Genomic DNA, 16988 nt, shown 5'->3' with positions numbered 1-16988 from the left:
TTGGGTTCGGGTACCACACCGCTCCCATGAGCCGGCAGGCCCCTTCGGTTTGGTCCTGGCGTGACCTTCTCCGGCCGTGACCACCTTCAAGAAGAATGACGTGGTCAAGGACTCGGACCGTGCCTTGATCGGCAAGGTGGAGGAAGTCCACCAGGACCGAGCCGAGCTGACGCTAGTACGACCGCCAGGCAAGACCCCTTGGCGGGCAAGGATGGATGCATGTTTCCTCGCAAGCCCGGACGAGGCCGCAACAATTCTTCCTGGGCGGACGATTCGGGTTATCGGCTCCGATGGGCGGCCGTTGCTGCCAGCCAAGCGCTCGTAGTCTGCGGCCTTCTCCTGCTCGTGTGCATCTGGATCAACTAGCAACGAACGGACAGTGAAAGGCTGATCCACATGTTCAGAGTGCGTCAGAAGGTCTACGACACGAGCCGTCGCGAGAACGGCGTAGTAGAGATGATCTACCCCGCAGGGCTGATGAAGCTCCGTAACGCGGGCGGTTCATGGCTCGCAGCCAATGAGAACTGTCGTGCTCTCCAGAGGAAACCGGCAGCCATCAAACGCCCTTCGGGTGAACCCTTCACGATTCCCCCTGGCACGATTCCTCACGACGACATGCGGCAGATTGATTTGAGGGTGGGAGACTTTGCCCTCTTTGAAGGCCGGCTACGGAAGATCGTAGATATGCGTGGACGATTCGGAAACGGCCGTTCCCTGATCTTCGACAACGGCCGCGTACGGTCAGCGAACGCGAAAGAGAAGGTCTACCGCCGGCTCTGAACCCCATACCTCCCCGCCCTCCTCCGGCGGGGAGCCGGCTCCCCTCTCGCCCGCCCCTGAGGGTTGAGCCACCAAGGGGCCTGGTGGGCAGTACCGGCCTGCCAGGCTCCGACCAAACTTCCACCCCCGCTATTCGTTCCCCCACGGCGCGGGGGTGGAGACAGACCTTTCGGGCGATCCCGGAAGCCGTGGAGCCAAGGAGTGAAGAACAGCTCCTCCTTGGAGCGATCACGAAAACCCGCCCCGTATGGGGCGGAAGCCAACACCCATCCATCTACTGGAGGTTCACCATGAACACCACCCTGAAGACGAACAGCGAGGCCTTCGCCGGCCTCGTGGCCGGCGTGGCTCAGGACTCCCCGGAGCAGGTCGCGGCTGTCCGGAACAACGTCGAGCGGGCCCAGGCCGACACCAACAACGCCATGATGGGCGGCTGGGTCTCCGACGTCGCCTGAACAACCCCCTAGCGCGTGTGCGCTAAAGCCCTAAGCGTGCCCGGAGGGATATCCCTCCGGGCACGTGCATCGCCCTCAGGCAGGAGCTCCCATGCACTTCATGAACATCGGCCACACGTACCAGAACGCGGCCCGCTTCGTGCAGGCCATGACCGGAAAGGCGCCCACCTTGGAGGAGCTGCCCAGCTCCTACCGCGCTGCGATCTCCGCTCCCGAACTGCGGCCTATGCCGATCACCCACGAGGGCCTGAACATCTCCTACGAAGATGGGACCTGGGCTAGGTACTGTGCCGAGAACGGCGTCTTCCCTCACATCTTCCGGGGTGCCGGCCCCACCGACGGCCCCACCCGCGAGGCGTGGGACAGCAATATCCTCGACGCCCTGAGCCTGATCAGGCGCATCAATCCGGACCTTCGGACCATGGTTGACTTCATGGTCTCCGATGTCGTCGTACTGAACTCCGGTACGGACGGCGGTGGGTCGGCCTCCCAGCTTCCCGGCCTGGTCGTCATGAGCCCTGGCGCAACCTGGACCACGCTCGACTACGCCATGTGCCTCGTACACGAAGGCCTGCACCTCAACCTGTTCCTCGGCGACGCCGTTCATCGCACCTTCTACCTGACCTCCGTGGAGCTGGAGGCCGACGAGCACCGTGCGCTCTCGGCCGTGAAGATCGGCCAGCGCCGGCCGCTGGACAAGGCGTTCCACGCCGCAGCCGTGACGGTCCCCCTGATGTATATGGAGGACCATCAGGGCGAAACCACGCTGGTGGACCTCTATACGGCCTCCCTCAAGGACGCCTGCGCGGACCTTCGGAAGCAGCGCGAGAAGTTCACGCCCTACGGCCGGTTGCTCCTGGACGAGCTGACCGCGTGGGGGGAGAACATCGACTTCCCCCACGCGGCCCGCACCATCTCTGAACCGGGCTACGCCAGCTACGCGCCGGCCCGCGCCGCTGCCTAGTAGTCCTCGAAGCGAATGCCGGCTTCACGTGCGAGGCTCAGAGCCAACTCCATGGCGCCTGGGCCTCGTACAGCGGCCCCCTTTAGACTTGCTGCCCCGCCGATATCAGCGAGAGTGCACAAATCGAAACGCGCTGTGCCGATCTTGATATTCGCGAACTGCGCTCCCGTGAGATCGCAGGATTCGAACCGGACATTATGAAACTCTGCCCCCTGGAAGTCTGCACCGACAAGCTTGCAGTCCGAGAAGGTGACCGCATAGAGCTTCATTTGCCGCAGCATGGCCGGGGCGATAACGCAGCCGGAGAAATGTACGTCTCGGAACGTTCCCGCCTTCCAGGATGAGCCTGTAATCCGGCTGCCTGTTACCTCGCACCGGATGAGAGACACATCGTGCGCGTTCACCTGCGAGAAATCGCATGTATTGAACACGGAATCGCTGAACTGTCCTCGCTCTAGGCGACTTCCTGTAAATCGGGAGTTCTCGAAGCGGCAGCCGACAGCTTCAAATACTTCTGCGCCGATTCCAACGAAAGGGCCTCCGTCGAATCGGAGGCCCTTCAGCATTGCGTCTTCCTCCAGAAGATCAGATTCCAGATCGGCCAGCCTCAGCCCCTCGGAGATTACCGGCTTGGCCGGCGCCTTGATCCGGACGACCTGAGACACGATTCCCTTTGCCATGCTTGCCCTTTGTCTCGCAGCACACAACAGACCATGGCCAGAGTATCGGCTAGACCAGGCTCTGTCAGGTTCTTCGAAAATTAGGAGCATACGCAGAGTCCGCCTTGGCGCGGACTCTGGGACATCCGCTGTGAAGAGACCTGAGGCAGGGGCTAAAGAGCCCCTGCATAGATAGAGGTACCTGTCCTCTCAGCCACTTCGGGACACCGATGTGATCGAGACGACATTAATGTTGCTACCTCAGCCGTTGATGCAGTATCTCGGAGGCTGGCGAGACCCTCTAGAGCTTCCCGCGGGGACCCAAAAACCCTTTGAAGGGCCCTTGGAGGGCCCAAAAGAGCCTCTTAGGTGTCCTTGGGTGGGCGAAGAGCCCGGAGGGCCTCACAGGCCGGCTCACAGACCCGACTTCATCCGAGAATGATGAAACCCGTACACGATCGCAGGAAGGCGCCCCCTGCGGTCCCTGTGAAGTATTCGCGTTATATTACCCCCACCTATAGGGGTGTGGGTTATTGCATCAAGGGGTGAGGTGGTAACAACATCTGAATGCGTCCGGGTATTTGTTGCCACCTCAGAGGATGATGCAAGAACACCTATTCCATTCCATGCCTCATTGTCGGGCGGGATAGGAGTGCATTTCGGGGGATGCAATTGCCTGCGAGATAGGCACTGCCCTAGGGGTGGGTCACCCTGCCTGACTGCCTCTCTTCGGCCACCCTCACGACTCCTGTTGAGTGCGTGGACTTTCTGTGTGACCCGCCTCACCCACATATAGGTAATAGGTGTGCGTATTGGACACCTGATGGACCGTCATAAGCAATTATGCAACAACCTTGCATATACCGGTATGGGTCACATTGCCCCTTTCTGTGCTCACCCATGAAATGGTCAAGAGCCTGCCCGATATGCACCCATCTAAGTAATGCTCACCCCTTGCCTAGGCCAAGGGCAGGCAAAAAGTTGCGTTTAGGTCTGAGGGTGAGAATGAGCGGTTATGTCCTATCCCTGAGCTAGCGATAGTGCGCTGACATGCTGTGTTCTCTTTACGTGTGTGCGTGCATGGCATGTTCTCGTCCTGATGACGACAAGTTGCGTTTAGGTCCGGGGTCTGCGTTTCATCGGATTGTTCAACCAGCCGCACCGCAGCAGAGCGGCCCCGGAGTACCGGCCCTAAGGGCAGGCGGAAACGGGGTTCACGCCGAGACGCTGAATAGGCGCAAAGGGCGGGTGAATGAGAGGCACTAGCCGCAGTGCTCCGGACGTGAATACGGACGGGTGATGCGGAACTGACTGATCCTTGAGAACTCAATAGTGTGGCCAAAGAGAACGAATTGCGTGAATCGCAGCACATTCCCCTATGGCGCCATCTGAGGCGCCTTGACCCTCACGCCACCTTCCGGGACGTACGGGAGGAGTACCAACCTGCAATGCCTACGGCTCACACACTCACTGACCTAGCAAGCCTGCCCAGTGGTCAAGGTGACTGATACTCACCCAACCAATCTGCGTGCGTCTCTACGGGTCTCTAAGTGCGTGAGTCGGGGGGAGTGTCGGTTAGGCACTTGCAAGGGCCCTGAGGGGCCGTACAGCGATTCCCTAGGGGGAGTAATGGCAACGGCCATTGAGGTTTCGTCAAGCAAGCGTGAGCGCGGAACCATCCCGGTACGAGACTTCTCGTTCCATCGGGAGTACATCAGCCATGACCGTTTTCAGGTCAGCATCTTGGACGGCGGTACGCCGTTCGTCTATGAGGTACTGGCGTGGGGAAACATGATTCGCACGGTCACGGCATTCGCTGAGTCGATAGCTCATCTCGGAATCTGCCAGCGTACCCGCGTGGACATCTACCGCACGGGCTATGCCCTGGTGAACGGCGTGAACATCCGCGTGACTCCTGTTTTCAAGGAGGTAGCGGCATGACGTACGAGATTCACCACGGGCCTACCTGCACCCGTATAGATCAGTTCTATGCGGACGGTAGGCACTGCCAAGTGATCTACGTTCACAGGTCGGAATACCGGCACTGGGACGCGTAGCACTTTCGTAGGGGTGTCGGGTCCATGAGTCAAGGCTAGGTGGCTCATGGACCCTCTCATCCAATGCGAGAGACGCAATGGAGTAGGAGAGGGGAACTAGCGTGGCTGACAACTTTTGGGCAGTCGTACGGGCCCAACTGGATGAGCTGAAAACGGCCGGTAGGGCCGATGACGTGATCCGCATTCTGTCTGCGGAGAGGAACCCTTACGGGCACGAGTCCATAGCGGCTGACGGGTTCTTTGCTGGCTCGGGTGGGGACTACAGCGTGTGGGATTCGCTGAATGACGCGGGGTGGACGCAGATTTGGGCGGAGTGGCACAGCTACTACGCCATGCGCGCCCCCGATGGCTCGGTTATCACCTATGTGGAGGGTGACATTTACAGGGGGAACCGTCGTGGCTGACTACCGCTGGATTATGTACCTGGGGCAGAACGCATTCCCCGGGGGCAGTCTCGACCTATCCAGGCATCCCAGTTTGGAGTCTGCGCGAGAGCACTACCGGGACTACTGCGTTTCGGTCTACAACGACGAATGCAGTGCCACCCTGTATCCCTACTCGGAAGAGAACTGGACGCGTGCCGAGGAGTTCGGTACGGACGGCAGTCCGTTTGACTATCCGTGCCGGATTATCGAGCGGGGGCCGCTCGGCGGTATCCGGACGGAGGAAGCGTAATGGCTGAACGGTTCTTCTACTACGAGCCTGCCGACTACACGGCATGTGAAGAACACATGGCTAACGCACTCGGAGAGTGGTTCCCCGAAATTGGGGAGGAGTGCAAGGGGTCCATGTGGAACTACGAGGGGTGGGACATAGACGAGCTTCTGTCCGCTCTCAAGGTCAGTGGGGAACTCCTTCCCAGTCAGTTCCGAAAGCTGGGCACTCGCATGGGTGACCCCGATAAGCACTGCAACTCACTGCACTAGGGGGCACAGCTAATGAAGATAATCACCGGTTTCGCGGTCGTGGCCAGTCTGCTTGTTGGGCTGGCCGCAGGAATGAACGCCCGTCCGGACGTCGACCCCGTGGCAACGTTCAATGATGGTTTTCTGACTGCACTGTGTGCCCCTCGGTATTACGAGGACGGCTCTTACGTCCTTGAGGACGGTAACGGGCACCTCTGCGTCAAGCCGTAGTCGTCAGTACGGGGACACAGCACAAGGCTAGGTGTGCTGTGTCTCCCTCTGTCTACTGCGTCCGACAGTCAGGCAAGAAAGGCAAAGCCGTGGAACTTAACGAATTCAAAGCGCAGTACATCAGTACCGCTCTGTCAGATGTTCAGCACTCGGAGGAGTGGACGCGGGACACCCCTCCGACCATGGATGATCTGTCCCCCCTTACTAGGGCCCGAATGCTCAACGATTGCTCCGCATTCGAGTATGCGGCCCGTACCTACTTCGGGGGACGCGAGTCTGACGCAGGGCATGACTTCTGGCTTACCCGAAACGGGCACGGGGCCGGCTTCTGGGATGGGGACTGGCCGGAGCCTGCGGGAACCATTCTCAGCGTCGCCGCTCGTGCATGCGGGGCCTTTGAGCTCTACATGGGAGATGACGGGTTCCTATACGCGTAGCCGCTAGAGCGGCCTGGTTGGGTACAGCGCGAGGCTAAGCGCGCTGTCCCTTTCCAAGCCTTGCTAGAAAGGCTGGCAAGCACACGAAAGGGCATTCAGTGGCACAGATTGAAATCAGCCTGCCTCCGTACCCGTTCGATGATGGGGAGCACGCTCCTATTCCCGTCGGAATCGAGTTCGCCACCGTGGTACGTGCGGCAGACGTGGCCGAGGGAGACATGGTCATTGGGAACGTCTGGGAGAACGGGACCGTGAGTTACAACAATGACCAGTACATTGCGAACCCTCAGCCGTTTGACGAGAACTGCGGTTGCGTCACGTGTTGGAACGCCAACTTTGGTGGGGTACCTGTCGTGAACCTTTCTCAGGTCAACCACTGGGAAGCGTGCGATGTGGTCCACACGGTTGACCTCATGGTCATTATCCGGGCCGTATACCTTCCGTAAGAGCGCGTAGCGGCGCACCGGTTGGGCACAGCGCGAGGCTAAGCGCGCTGTGTCCCTCCGTGCCTCTCTAGGTGGTCTAGCGAGTGCAGGTTAGGAGGGTGACCCGATGACAGTAGATGCGTCCGCTCGCTCACTGTGGTTGGCGGGAAGAGCCGAGAGGGACCGGGCCTTTCGGGAGGTAACCGAGGGCCTCAGACAACTTCGCTGCGGATGCTGGACGAACCAGCAGAACACGCGTCACGCGTACCTACAACGGGTGTTCACAGTCGAGTGCGTCAGCTCCATAGGTGCTGTGGTTCACATCCTGGACGTAACCGCGTACGCAGAACGCGGAGCACTCAAAGCGGCGGCCGGCCGGCTGCTGCGGGATGGAGTCGTCACCCGGTACGCAATGCGGGTGAGCGGCTGTGTGACCTCTCTTCAGGAGTGTTGTAACCCGGGCAATCCCTGTAGGGCGTGCGATACGCGCCCCCCTGTCAGCTTCTGAGAACGGTTCTGGTGGTGCGTGTGGTGAAGGCTAAGCAGCACACGCGCTCGCCATATCCGCTCATGGTGAGTGGAGGTAAGGGGGCAATGCAATGAAGGACAGCAGCACGGACAAAGTCATTCTGAACAAGGCCATTAAGCGTGTGCGTTTCATCCTCGGGAATTCAATCGTCCTGATCACAAAAGATGTGGCCCTTATGGATGACGGGATGGTGCGTGTCACGTGTGTACGTACGCCTGCGTATTCGCGGCAGGCGGTAGTAGTCACGGCCAGCTTGGGGCGGCATGACTTCCGTGCCACCGTTCAGCGTGTTAGAGAGGCGGAAGCGGAGTACATCACGGAAGAACTTCCGCTCATGGTGAGGGACGGAAAGCGTTGGGTGCCCAGCACTGAAGGCGACTTCGGGCCCTTCACCGTGGCGCTTGAGATAGACGAATGTGAACGACCGTGGTTCTGCGTTGTTGACGGGTACTCCCTTGAGGATGCGTACAACACGCTTACCACCCTCCCGTTCTACCGGGAGCAGATGGCTGGTTGGGAAGTCGAGTCCTTCCCGTACCTGCCGGAGAAATCATTCGCGGGTCTGCCTACGGGACTCATCTACAACGACATACGCAATGAGCAGTACGCCGGCCGGCAGTCGGTAGCCGCGTGAGCAAGGGAACGACTAAAGGCAGCGTCCAGCACTTCAAGACGCTGCCTGACGGCTCGTACGCCTGCCACGTGTGCGGAACCAGGGCTACCCGCTGGATCGATATGGAGCGGTACGGAAACACGCGCTTCCTATCAACGACCTATTGCGCCAGTCATGGGGACTGGGAACTAGAAGACCCTACCCACAAGCACAGAGAGCGCGTGATACGCGCCTAGCGGCCGGATATCAGAGACAGGGGCACACTTGCGCCTGCCTCTGGTGTCGAGCTTCTAGGAATGCCCTAGGGCTCTGAATGGAGGGGTAGTGACTGAGGCTCTGTTCAGCATTCAGACGCTTCGCGCGCTGCATCGCGGAAGTGGCAGCAGCGTGCACGTGTCCTTTATCCAGGGGGAAGACATCTTGGCCGGTCCCCTTGTGGGTATCGGGTCGCGTCTGTCCGTCCAGGTGTCGGGCCGATTGGTTGAGGACATCCACCCGAACCAGGTCATTCGCGCCGAAGCGCGCTAGAAGGAGGCTCATCCATGGTCTACACACCCGGAAACGGACGTGCGGCAATCAAGTTGGGTGAAGGGGTCTACCTCCCCGGAATCATCCGTAGGGCGGAAGGGGAGAACGTCGACTTCTACCGAGGGCAACCGCTTCGGGATTGGTACCGGCGTACGTCCATCTTCACTCTGTCGGAGATTCCCCTAAACATCACTGAGTTGTTCTACCGAGAGTGGGAACGGCTCGAACTCTGGTTGTCCTACGACGAGCGGGCCGGCCGAGAGCCTATCGACCCGTACGAGCGACCGAAGCCGGTCAACCTGCACAAGGAATGCGAGGACGTTTGATGAGCCGATACCTGGATCAGTTCAAGTATCAAGACGGGCCGCTGAAGGGTCAGTTCCGACAGACCTTGCAGACACTTCGGCTCAACCTTATGGGCTCCGCTTACCTGGCAACCCCGGGGGCACCCATCCGCGTAGCCGGCGTAACGGTGCGACCGACCACCGTGGACGAAGCGGCCGAGTTTCGGCCGAAGTTTGAGGCCTACGCGCGGGAGTTGGACACCCGCGACCCGGAAGGCTTTGCAATGTGGCGTACCGCCTATCTCGATTGGAGGGCAGGGGATTTGGAGGCCGACATTCCCAGCCCTGAGAGTTTCAGAAAGGAGATCTGACCTATGGATTACACGCATCTGGCGATTGGCACTATCGCCCCCTACTTCCTCGCCCGTATCGAGTGGACGGCAGGCAAGCGAGACATTCAGTTCGTACTCAAGGAACACGAGAGCCTGAAAGACGTTGCGGTCTACCGCGCGGAGCTTCCGGCGGTCCTTCCCAGCGCCACCCCGTCTGACTCGTTTCTCGACGCACTCACCACACGTGTTCTAACGCTGATCCCCCTTGAGGAAACCGAGTGGGACCGGGACGCAATCCGGTGCGCAACCTACTTGTCTCAACACGGGGGTTGGCGCTGGGGTGACTGGCGCTCTGCGTCCTAGTGCTGGGCATGGTCGACCGTACGCGCTTCGGCGCGGCCGGCCGGCTGTGCCCGGTCACTGGGGCCGGTAAGGGGGGACGTAATGACAAAACACACGCTTTCGGACGGGACAACCCTCGGAATCCGAGTTGTAGGCCTGATCGTGGGTGAGGAATATCTAGAAGTTCCGAGCCGTAAGAGGAAGGCCGGATCGCTCATGCGGATTGACAAATCCATGTATCTCATGGCCGCGAAGAACCTGGTGCCCATTCGACACCCCGACTACTCGTACGCGGAGAGTCGAAAGGCTGCACGTGAGTTGGCCCTCCGGTTCTTTGTACAGAGCGCGGAGGGGTGCATTGAGGAAGCAGCTAAAGAGGGCATCCCGGTTGAGCAGTGCTACGGGGCTGCCGAGTGAGCCAGATGCAGAGATGGGCGCAGGACATGCGCGAGATCACGGAAGGGGCGGAGAAGGCCGCTGAACTGTCCTCATGCGGGGCCCGTATGGCCGCCCTGCTCCAGGTCTTTCAGAACGTACGGCCGGTCTCGCAGGCCTATGCCGGACCGAGTCAGGCAAGACGGGCGCTCAACGCTGTTGCCGTTAAGGCATACCGAATAGCTCGCACGGAAGGTGCACAGTGACAGTCGCAGTTCTGTACGTGAACACGTCCGAAATCCGCATCGGTGACGTGGTGTTGGTCCACGGAATGCGCGTACTTATCGAGAAGGAGCCGAGGAACTGGCCCGGGGGATACTCCTCCACGGTCTACGGGGTCATTGGCAAGGTGCTGAACCCTGAGGAGGTGAAGGAGGCAAAGTGTGTGCCCTACCACTGGTTGTTTGAGGAGAAGTTCATTCCTGGAGTGGGATGGAGGTATGACTATGAGGGTGGGGCGCGTTGGTACATACAAGGAAATGAGTGGGCGCAATGGGCAGTTGAGCGAAACGAACCCTAACCGCCCTCACGCGCACTAACCTGCATGACAAGACCTAGTCACAAGGAGAGTTGAGTTCATGCCGTACGTCGATGGTTCAGAACTGAAGAAGTTGGCCCGCACGGAACAGTTCCTCAGGCGCAACGAACCGTTGTTCGCTGACGCGCTCAGGGCCTCTGCGGAACATCTCGAAGGGAGTACGCGGAGCCTGCGTGAGCAGTACCAGAAGGGTCAGGAAGACCCTGCCGTTATGGCTGCTCAGGATGCGTCGAGCTGCACGAACGAGGGTTACAAGATCCTGGCCGAGAACGCGGAGCAGAGGGCCGCAGACATGCGGTCGGCAGTGGCCGAGATGTACGAGCTTCTGCGGCCTGAGGAAGACGACGAGAGCTGATCTGAGCTGCTTTGGTGAGGGCCGGCGGTGCCGGCCCGATCCATGGACGCTTACGACTGGCGTGCAACCACAACAAAAGAGGGAGAGGCGGCGTGGAAAAGACGCGCTTTGATTTGATGGCATACGGCCCCTTGGGCAAGGCTGTGAAAGACGCAATGCCGCATACGGAAGCAGACCCCATCGGCGTATTCGCGGCAGTGCTCTCCATGTACTCCGCAGCGCTGAGCGGAAACGTCTTCCAGCCCAACGGGCGTCCGGTAGTTGTTTGGACGGCTCTCGCCGGCCGCTCCAAGATCGGACGTAAGGGCTTCGCCCTGGCCACGGCATCGGCCATCTGTTCCGACGCTATCGGAGACTTTCTGTCTGTACGTCGCCGGCAGGGCATATCGTCCGGGCCTGCACTCGTAACCACCCTCTTTGAGGCGGTGCACGATTCTGCCATGTTGGAGGGCGGACCAGATGGACGAATCTTCGTTGTAGAGGAAGAGTGGTCCGCTCAGCTCAAGCGAACGAACAGGTGCCCCACGTTTTCCAGCGTCTTCCGTACCGCGTGGGACGGAAACCGGGTAGTGAACACGACGAAAGGGAAGAACGGTGAACGGGACGAGCAGAACGTAGAAAGTCCGATGATGGGATTCCATGCCCACATCCAGCCGGGCATTTGGGCCAAATACATTTCCGCCGTTGAGGCTCTCGGAGGCTCTTACAATCGAATCTTGCCCGTCATGGTCGAGCGGTCCAAGCTTCTGAAGACGACTCGGGAAAACCCGCTGAAGAGTATCAAGCCGTCCAGCGCTCTCCGGCTGGCCTACGAATGGGCGCGTAAGGAAGAGCGGGCCATGGAACTGAGCGACGCAGCTTGTGAGCGGTACGACGAGCTTCGGGAGTTCTATGAAGACGAGATGGCAGAGATGCCGGAGTCTCTCGCTTGCTTTGTCGAACGCTCCGACGAACAGGTGATGCGGGTGGCGTGCGTGCTCACCGCAGCAATGCGAAAGACCACCATCAGCGTAGAGGCCATCGAAGCTGCCCGAAGCTTCGTGGAGTACAGCATCACGTCCGTTCGGCAGCTCGTCACCGAATCGGCTGCTCTGGCCTCGCGTCCGGTCATGGAGCTGGACGAGCGCATCCGCAAGGTGCTGAGGGACAAGGGGCCCCAGACCCGTACGCAGCTCTACAGGTCCCTTGGGTCTCGGTTCACCGCCGCGCAGATCGAAGCGGAGGCCGCACAGATGCCTGACGTCCTGGTAGAGAAGCAGGACACAACTACGGCAGAAGGCTTCACGAGGGGTGGACGAAAGCCCACGCTCTTCACGTTGTTGTCTGCCAAGGACAGGGAGGAGGACCACCAGGCCGTGACCGTGGAGCCGGCCCCGAAGGCGGTCCGGGTGCCCGTGCCGAAGGCAGCTCCTCCGGTGAGGCCGGCAAGGAAGCGCGCGGCTCCGGCCGCCAAGGTGCCAGCGAAGAAGGTTGCTGCGAGGAAGGCTGTACCGGCGGCGCGTAAGCCGCCGGCTAAGAAGGCCACCACCAAGGCGGCGAAGAAGGTTGCCGCCCGTGACCCCGGAGCGTCATGACCTACAGACCCAAGACCAATGCGACTCCGGCAGCTATGCCGGCCAGAAGGCCCCAGCCTCTCCGGTGCGTACACGGGAGGTACTGGAACCTGTGTCGAAAGTGGGCAACAGGAGAATGGCGGGACTGATACGGTCCCGTGTGTAAAGCGTACGTAAGTACTGGGTTCGGCAGACAGGCTAACTGCCGAACTTATCCACTCCGTACAAGGGGCCCCGGCCGAAGCGGGTAGCCGGGTGTCAGACCCCTGTGGCAGCATGCCACCAACTTACTTACGAAGGCGAGTTCCTCATGGCACAGCAGATCGTCACCCTCCTCACGGACGACATCGACGGGGGCGAGGCGGACGAAACCGTGGTGTTCGGCCTGGACGGTAAGACGTTTGAGATCGACCTGACCGACAAGAACGCGGCCAAGCTGCGTAAGGCGCTGGCTCCTTACGTCGCGGGAGGCCGCAAGCAGCCGAAGACGGGTGGAGCTCCCTCGGCCCGCAAGCGGTCCGCGTCGCCGGCCGGCGCCGGAGACACCGCCGAGATTCGGGCGTGGGCCAAGGCCAACGGGTACAGCGTCAACGACCGTGGCCGCGTGCCGGCCGAGATCCGCGAGGCCTTCGAGAAGTCGCAGGGCTGACCACTCAGCCAGTCAGACACGTGTAGGACCAGGGGCCCCGGATCATCGGGGCCCCTTCGTGCTTGGGAGAGACATGGGAAACCTGCCGTACGAACGACGCCACTTTGCTGAAGGCCTTGGAAACGAGTGGGGCAGAGGATACGCATCCGTCCTCTGCAACATGGCAGGGCTTGAGAGGCGGGAGGGATCGCTTTCGTCCGCTCGCCAGAAGACTGCTCGAACGCAGCGTGTAGGAATCATGTACGCACTCGTTTGGATTCTCGCAGCCGAACACGGACTTACCGAGGAAGCGGCCAAGGAGAAGATTAAGGCCGACGTGTCCGAGTGGAACAAGGCCGCTGAGGTTGATGAGGCTGCGGAACGTGAGGCGTACTAAGTGGCTGACAGCAGGTAGGCAATGAACGCACGATGGCCGGGCAAGGGATGGCTTCAGCAGAGGCCGGACCGGTCCTATCAGGTCTTGGATTCCAGCCACAGCTACGAGGAAGCAGAAAAGCTGTTTCTCATGTATCGGGACAAGCTTGTTCGGTTTGGGCAAACGGACCGGTACGGAATCCACATGTTCAAAAGTCAGTACGCGTTCCAGATTGCAATAGTGGAACACGGCAAGGAGGGGAAATTAGGGTGGCGAGAGAACTGCCCCACAGAAAGGCCCCCTGTAACGAATGCCCCTGGCGTACGGATGTCCCTGTTGGCCGCTTCTCCTTGAGCAGGTTTGAGGAGATGCGGGCAACGAGCACGCAACCGGACGCGCGGAACCATGAGGCGATGATCGCTGCTGCTGCTGGGGGGCAGGAGCTGTTCGCCTGCCACAAGGGTGATCCGGCTACCGGCGAAGACCTTGCTTGTGCCGGCTGGCTGGCCGTCGACGGGCACCAGAACCTGACTGTCCGGTTTGACGTTGCGGTCGGCCGGTTGCCGGCCGAAGCCCTCCGCCCTGACGAGCGCTGGCCTCAGCTGTATGAGTCCTATGACGCCATGGTCGACGCACAGACGCAGCAGGCCGAGACCGACTGAGTACCTGCACAACCCAACACACCTGACCTCTGAGGCCCCGTCATACCGGCGGTGCCTCAGTCATGCCCTGGGAGAACGCATGGCTACCATCACGCAGTTGATCATGATTGACGACCTGGACGGTACCGAGTCCATCGAGCCCGGAGAGATCAACACCGTTCGCTTCCACCTGGACGGGGTGGAGTATGAGGTCGACCTGACGCAGGAGCACGACCAGGAGCTGAGGGAGCTCCTCGCTCCGTACTTGGAAGTTGCCCGGCGGAAGGCCGGCGGTACGGGTAGGCCTCGTAGCCGGCGAGGCAGCACGGACCCCGAGACGGCAGCACAGGAGCACTACCAGCCCATCGACGTGCCGGAGAAGGAGGCGAAGGGCTGGCACAAGCGGACCTCGTACGGGTGTGAACGTACGAACAAGGTGAGGGACATGACGCTCACCGAACGGATAGCGGCCCTCACCCCCAACAACGTCAAGGTGTTGGGGCAGTACCTCGGGGAGATTCCGACGAGCAGCGGTAGGCGTCCGAGCCTCGGAAATACTGGTCAGCGTTTCCGCAACCTGGAGATCCTGGATTGGAACTGGGAAGTCACCGACTTTGGTCGTTACGTCTTCCAGGTCCGCTCTGACGCCTAAACTGACAGAAGACCCTTCACAGAGGAGCAGTCAATGACTGGCGGGTTTCCCAGCGGAAAGACACCCGAGCGATTTACCGGAGCTGGCACACACAACAACACCGGCCGGGTACTTCCGGATGACAGCGACATCGCTACGGCCACCGTCGCTGATTTGGTCGTCACCTATTGCTCCGTCATGGATAACCTGACGAGGACGAACAACACAACCTCACTCGCACTATTGGCCCGGTACGCTGGAAAGCTGTGGTGGGAAATGACCGGCCGAGGAGTCGAGTTCAAGTAAGGATGCATTGCATGAGTGGCAAGCTGACGTGGACCCAAAAGTCAACGCAGTGGATTGGCAGCCTCGGTTCTGATTTTTCTCTGGCTGCGCTGTTTACTGCCCGGCAAGGCGACGAAAAGTCTGAATGGACGCTGAAGACCTCTCTCCCCGGATATTTCGGTGTGGGTGCTTACGGCAGTCGCTATGACTCCTTGGAAGCGGCACAGGAACGTGCCGAACAGGTGTTGAAGGAGTTTTACCACCTGTTGAAGGAGAACATGGAGCCGGCGAAGCCTCGGAAGAAGGTTTAGTCCCCAAGTTGGCCAACGACAAAAAGCCCCCTCCCCTGACATCAGTCAGGGGAGGGGGCTTTTTGTGTTCTCTCAACCCCGAGACAGACCCCTCTGCCTCAGTTCATGGAGCCATCCGGCCTAGAGGCCTCGTAGCTCATCCTCCCAAGGGGAGGTCTCGTAAAGCGCCTTGAGAGTCTTAGCGTCCTCGTGGCTGGCGGTTACCACACCGACACCGAGAAGGGCCGCAGCGAAGGTCAGAATTGCCTCAGTCGGCAGGTCTGGCCAGAGCGCCAGGGCCAGCGGCACAGCCGCAGCCAGGATCGAATAGATACGTACACCGTGCTTGGAGAGAACGTTAATACTGCATCACCTCATGATGTGGGAATCCTCAACAGGGATCCGGTTGGGCGGAGTTGGGAAGGGCTAGGCGAAGAGTCGGCGCCACGTCTCGGGGCCCGGGTATCCGTCCGCATTGCTGCCAGACCAGCCCTGAGCAATCTGGAAGGCGCGGACTGCGGATCGATCCGCGTTGGTCCAAGTCGGGCCAGCGCCCACGCTGTAGTAGCGTCCGTAACCCTTGGCAATGAGCTGTCGACCGAGCTGGGTGACATACGTGTTCTTCGCGCCCGGACGGAACCAGCCGGCACCAGGGAAGGCCGGAGGGGTTGGCTTGCTGGGCGGGGTGGGCTTGGCCGGCTGCGGCTTCTGACCGAGCTGGGCCGCAACGTTCCGGCGGAATTCGTCCATGTCGAAAGCAGGGTCGACCTTCCGGCGAGTTCCCTCCTTGTGCCCAATCACGCTGTCAGCAGTCCATCCGTGGAAACGGCAGATTGCCGCAGCCCACTGAACCGCAGCCCGGTACTGGACATCTGGGAAGGGATCATCTCCGTCACCAAGATTCTCAATCTCGATGCCGTAGAACTGAACGTTTCCGTCTACCGGCTCGCTTGCAGCCGGACGCGGGTGAGTGGACGACTCATTCGCTGCCGCCGTAACCGCGTTCTGCGCGAACGTCCCTGCGTGATTCGCGCGGCCATTCGCCAGCATGTAGGCAGTGCCGTCCTTATGCAGGTACGTGTGACACAGGGGCCCAGGAAGCTCGTCGTATCCGTCGTAGCAAAGGTCCAGTGAGTTAGTGCCGGCGGTGTGGTGGATAACCACGCCGTGAACCGGCCCCCACGCGCCCTTGTGATTGCGGTTGTGGTTGCGCCAGTCCTTATATTCCTTGACAGTCAGTCCTTCGGCTACAAGAGCCTTCACGAACTGGTCAGCAGTCATGGGAGTTGCCATTAGTCCTCCTGGGGGTTAGCCGCCAGCCGGACGACGGCAAGGCGGGTAGGGTCGAGAGACGTAAGGAGGCTGATCAGCCTCTTGTTCTCCGCCTCAATCCGAGAAAGACGTTCCTTAATCTCGGAGAGGGAATTTTCAAGTCGGTCGGCACGAGACTTCTGAGCCTCTGCCTCCTCGCGCCACACGCGCGCCGAGCTAGTACGTGCTGCTGCCAGGACGACAACCACGGCCGCTACGAGGGAGGCCAGCGTGCCGCCGGCCGTCAAAATCTGAGTTGGGGTCATGGGGGCCTCTGAGCCTCGATCCACCGCGTGATCTTTGATCACGCGGTGTGATTGCTTTTGTGGTGGGTTTCCGGATTCGGGCAGGCCGGTATCCCGGGTGGCCGTCCCGGTGGCGGGTTCTCCGAGGTTCTTTCTGGT

General features: G+C 60.4%; 23 protein-coding genes. 20 read left to right on the top strand and 3 right to left on the bottom strand.

The genetic code is table 11. The features are described from left to right. The first annotated feature begins 76 nt into the window (after nt 1-76). The 4 genes from OTB19_RS02530 (at nt 77) to OTB19_RS02515 (ending at nt 2199) form a co-directional block, all read left to right on the top strand. Nucleotides 77-325 carry a hypothetical protein gene (locus OTB19_RS02530; RefSeq protein WP_267796271.1) on the top strand — a complete coding sequence of 83 codons (249 nt, stop codon included), beginning with the start codon at nt 77-79 and terminating at the stop codon, nt 323-325. A gap of 80 nt (nt 326-405) precedes the next feature. Further along, a complete protein-coding gene (locus tag OTB19_RS02525; protein ID WP_267796270.1) occupies nt 406-780 on the top strand; it encodes a hypothetical protein in 375 nt (124 codons plus the stop codon). Nucleotides 781-1070: 290 nt separating this feature from the next. Next, a complete protein-coding gene (locus OTB19_RS02520) occupies nt 1071-1235 on the top strand; it encodes a hypothetical protein (protein ID WP_267796269.1) in 165 nt (54 codons plus the stop codon). A 91-nt stretch (nt 1236-1326) separates the two neighbouring features. Continuing rightward, nucleotides 1327-2199 carry an aKG-HExxH-type peptide beta-hydroxylase gene (locus tag OTB19_RS02515; protein WP_267796268.1) on the top strand — a complete coding sequence of 291 codons (873 nt, stop codon included), beginning with the start codon at nt 1327-1329 and terminating at the stop codon, nt 2197-2199. On the opposite strand, the gene OTB19_RS02510 is transcribed toward OTB19_RS02515, so the two are convergent. Further along, nucleotides 2196-2879: a pentapeptide repeat-containing protein gene (locus tag OTB19_RS02510; protein WP_267796267.1), complete on the bottom strand. Its 684-nt coding sequence runs from the start codon at nt 2877-2879 to the stop codon at nt 2196-2198. The two genes, OTB19_RS02515 and OTB19_RS02510, sit on opposite strands and share 4 nt — an antisense overlap. Nucleotides 2880-4487: 1608 nt before the next feature. Here OTB19_RS02510 and OTB19_RS02505 point away from each other — a divergent pair. From OTB19_RS02505 to OTB19_RS02430, 16 genes are all read left to right on the top strand, one after another. Further along, complete coding sequence (locus tag OTB19_RS02505; protein WP_267796266.1) at nt 4488-4799, top strand: hypothetical protein; 312 nt, start codon at nt 4488-4490, stop codon at nt 4797-4799. Between the two features lie 790 nt (nt 4800-5589). Then, nucleotides 5590-5841, top strand: a complete 252-nt coding sequence (locus OTB19_RS02500; RefSeq protein WP_267796265.1) for a hypothetical protein — start codon at nt 5590-5592, stop codon at nt 5839-5841. A gap of 1671 nt (nt 5842-7512) precedes the next feature. Beyond that, complete coding sequence (locus tag OTB19_RS02495; protein ID WP_267796264.1) at nt 7513-8076, top strand: hypothetical protein; 564 nt, start codon at nt 7513-7515, stop codon at nt 8074-8076. 303 nt (nt 8077-8379) lie between these two features. Further along, nucleotides 8380-8583, top strand: coding sequence for a hypothetical protein (locus OTB19_RS02490; protein WP_267796263.1), 204 nt, complete (start codon nt 8380-8382; stop codon nt 8581-8583). Nucleotides 8584-8597: 14 nt separating this feature from the next. After that, on the top strand, nt 8598-8909 hold the full coding sequence (locus OTB19_RS02485) for a hypothetical protein (protein WP_267796262.1): 312 nt from the start codon (nt 8598-8600) through the stop codon (nt 8907-8909). Further along, complete coding sequence (locus OTB19_RS02480) at nt 8909-9238, top strand: hypothetical protein (RefSeq protein WP_267796261.1); 330 nt, start codon at nt 8909-8911, stop codon at nt 9236-9238. The genes OTB19_RS02485 and OTB19_RS02480 overlap by 1 nt, the downstream gene beginning before the upstream one ends. Before the next feature lie 3 nt (nt 9239-9241). After that, the gene (locus tag OTB19_RS02475) at nt 9242-9562 is read left to right on the top strand and encodes a hypothetical protein (protein ID WP_267796260.1); all 321 of its coding nucleotides are present in this window, start codon (nt 9242-9244) and stop codon (nt 9560-9562) included. Nucleotides 9563-9643: 81 nt separating this feature from the next. After that, complete coding sequence (locus OTB19_RS02470) at nt 9644-9958, top strand: hypothetical protein (protein WP_267796259.1); 315 nt, start codon at nt 9644-9646, stop codon at nt 9956-9958. Nucleotides 9959-10178: 220 nt separating this feature from the next. Next, a complete protein-coding gene (locus OTB19_RS02465) occupies nt 10179-10496 on the top strand; it encodes a hypothetical protein (protein WP_267796258.1) in 318 nt (105 codons plus the stop codon). Between the two features lie 58 nt (nt 10497-10554). After that, nucleotides 10555-10869: a hypothetical protein gene (locus OTB19_RS02460; protein WP_267796257.1), complete on the top strand. Its 315-nt coding sequence runs from the start codon at nt 10555-10557 to the stop codon at nt 10867-10869. A 92-nt stretch (nt 10870-10961) separates the two neighbouring features. Next, a complete protein-coding gene (locus OTB19_RS02455) occupies nt 10962-12443 on the top strand; it encodes a hypothetical protein (RefSeq protein WP_267796256.1) in 1482 nt (493 codons plus the stop codon). Nucleotides 12444-12732: 289 nt separating this feature from the next. After that, on the top strand, nt 12733-13071 hold the full coding sequence (locus OTB19_RS02450; protein WP_267796255.1) for a histone-like nucleoid-structuring protein Lsr2: 339 nt from the start codon (nt 12733-12735) through the stop codon (nt 13069-13071). A 73-nt stretch (nt 13072-13144) separates the two neighbouring features. Beyond that, nucleotides 13145-13447, top strand: coding sequence for a hypothetical protein (locus OTB19_RS02445; protein WP_267796254.1), 303 nt, complete (start codon nt 13145-13147; stop codon nt 13445-13447). Nucleotides 13448-13479: 32 nt separating this feature from the next. Beyond that, on the top strand, nt 13480-14088 hold the full coding sequence (locus OTB19_RS02440; protein ID WP_324290498.1) for a DUF6283 family protein: 609 nt from the start codon (nt 13480-13482) through the stop codon (nt 14086-14088). A gap of 79 nt (nt 14089-14167) precedes the next feature. Further along, the gene (locus OTB19_RS02435) at nt 14168-14719 is read left to right on the top strand and encodes a histone-like nucleoid-structuring protein Lsr2 (protein WP_267796253.1); all 552 of its coding nucleotides are present in this window, start codon (nt 14168-14170) and stop codon (nt 14717-14719) included. A 296-nt stretch (nt 14720-15015) separates the two neighbouring features. Next, nucleotides 15016-15294 (top strand): hypothetical protein, encoded by a 279-nt coding sequence (locus OTB19_RS02430; protein ID WP_267796252.1) that lies wholly within the window; start codon nt 15016-15018, stop codon nt 15292-15294. 405 nt (nt 15295-15699) lie between these two features. On the opposite strand, the gene OTB19_RS02425 is transcribed toward OTB19_RS02430, so the two are convergent. Together OTB19_RS02425 and OTB19_RS02420 are read right to left on the bottom strand one after the other, a co-directional pair. Then, nucleotides 15700-16554, bottom strand: a complete 855-nt coding sequence (locus OTB19_RS02425) for a peptidoglycan-binding protein (RefSeq protein WP_324290497.1) — start codon at nt 16552-16554, stop codon at nt 15700-15702. Between the two features lie 11 nt (nt 16555-16565). Further along, a partial coding sequence (locus OTB19_RS02420) for a hypothetical protein (RefSeq protein ID WP_267796250.1) occupies nt 16566-16988 on the bottom strand: 423 nt, incomplete at its 5' end.

The sequence above is a fragment of the Streptomyces sp. H27-H5 genome (assembly GCF_026627505.1).
Classification (GTDB): domain Bacteria; phylum Actinomycetota; class Actinomycetes; order Streptomycetales; family Streptomycetaceae; genus Streptomyces.
Note: the sequence above shows the minus strand (reverse complement) of the source record. Positions and strands in the feature narration are given on the sequence as shown.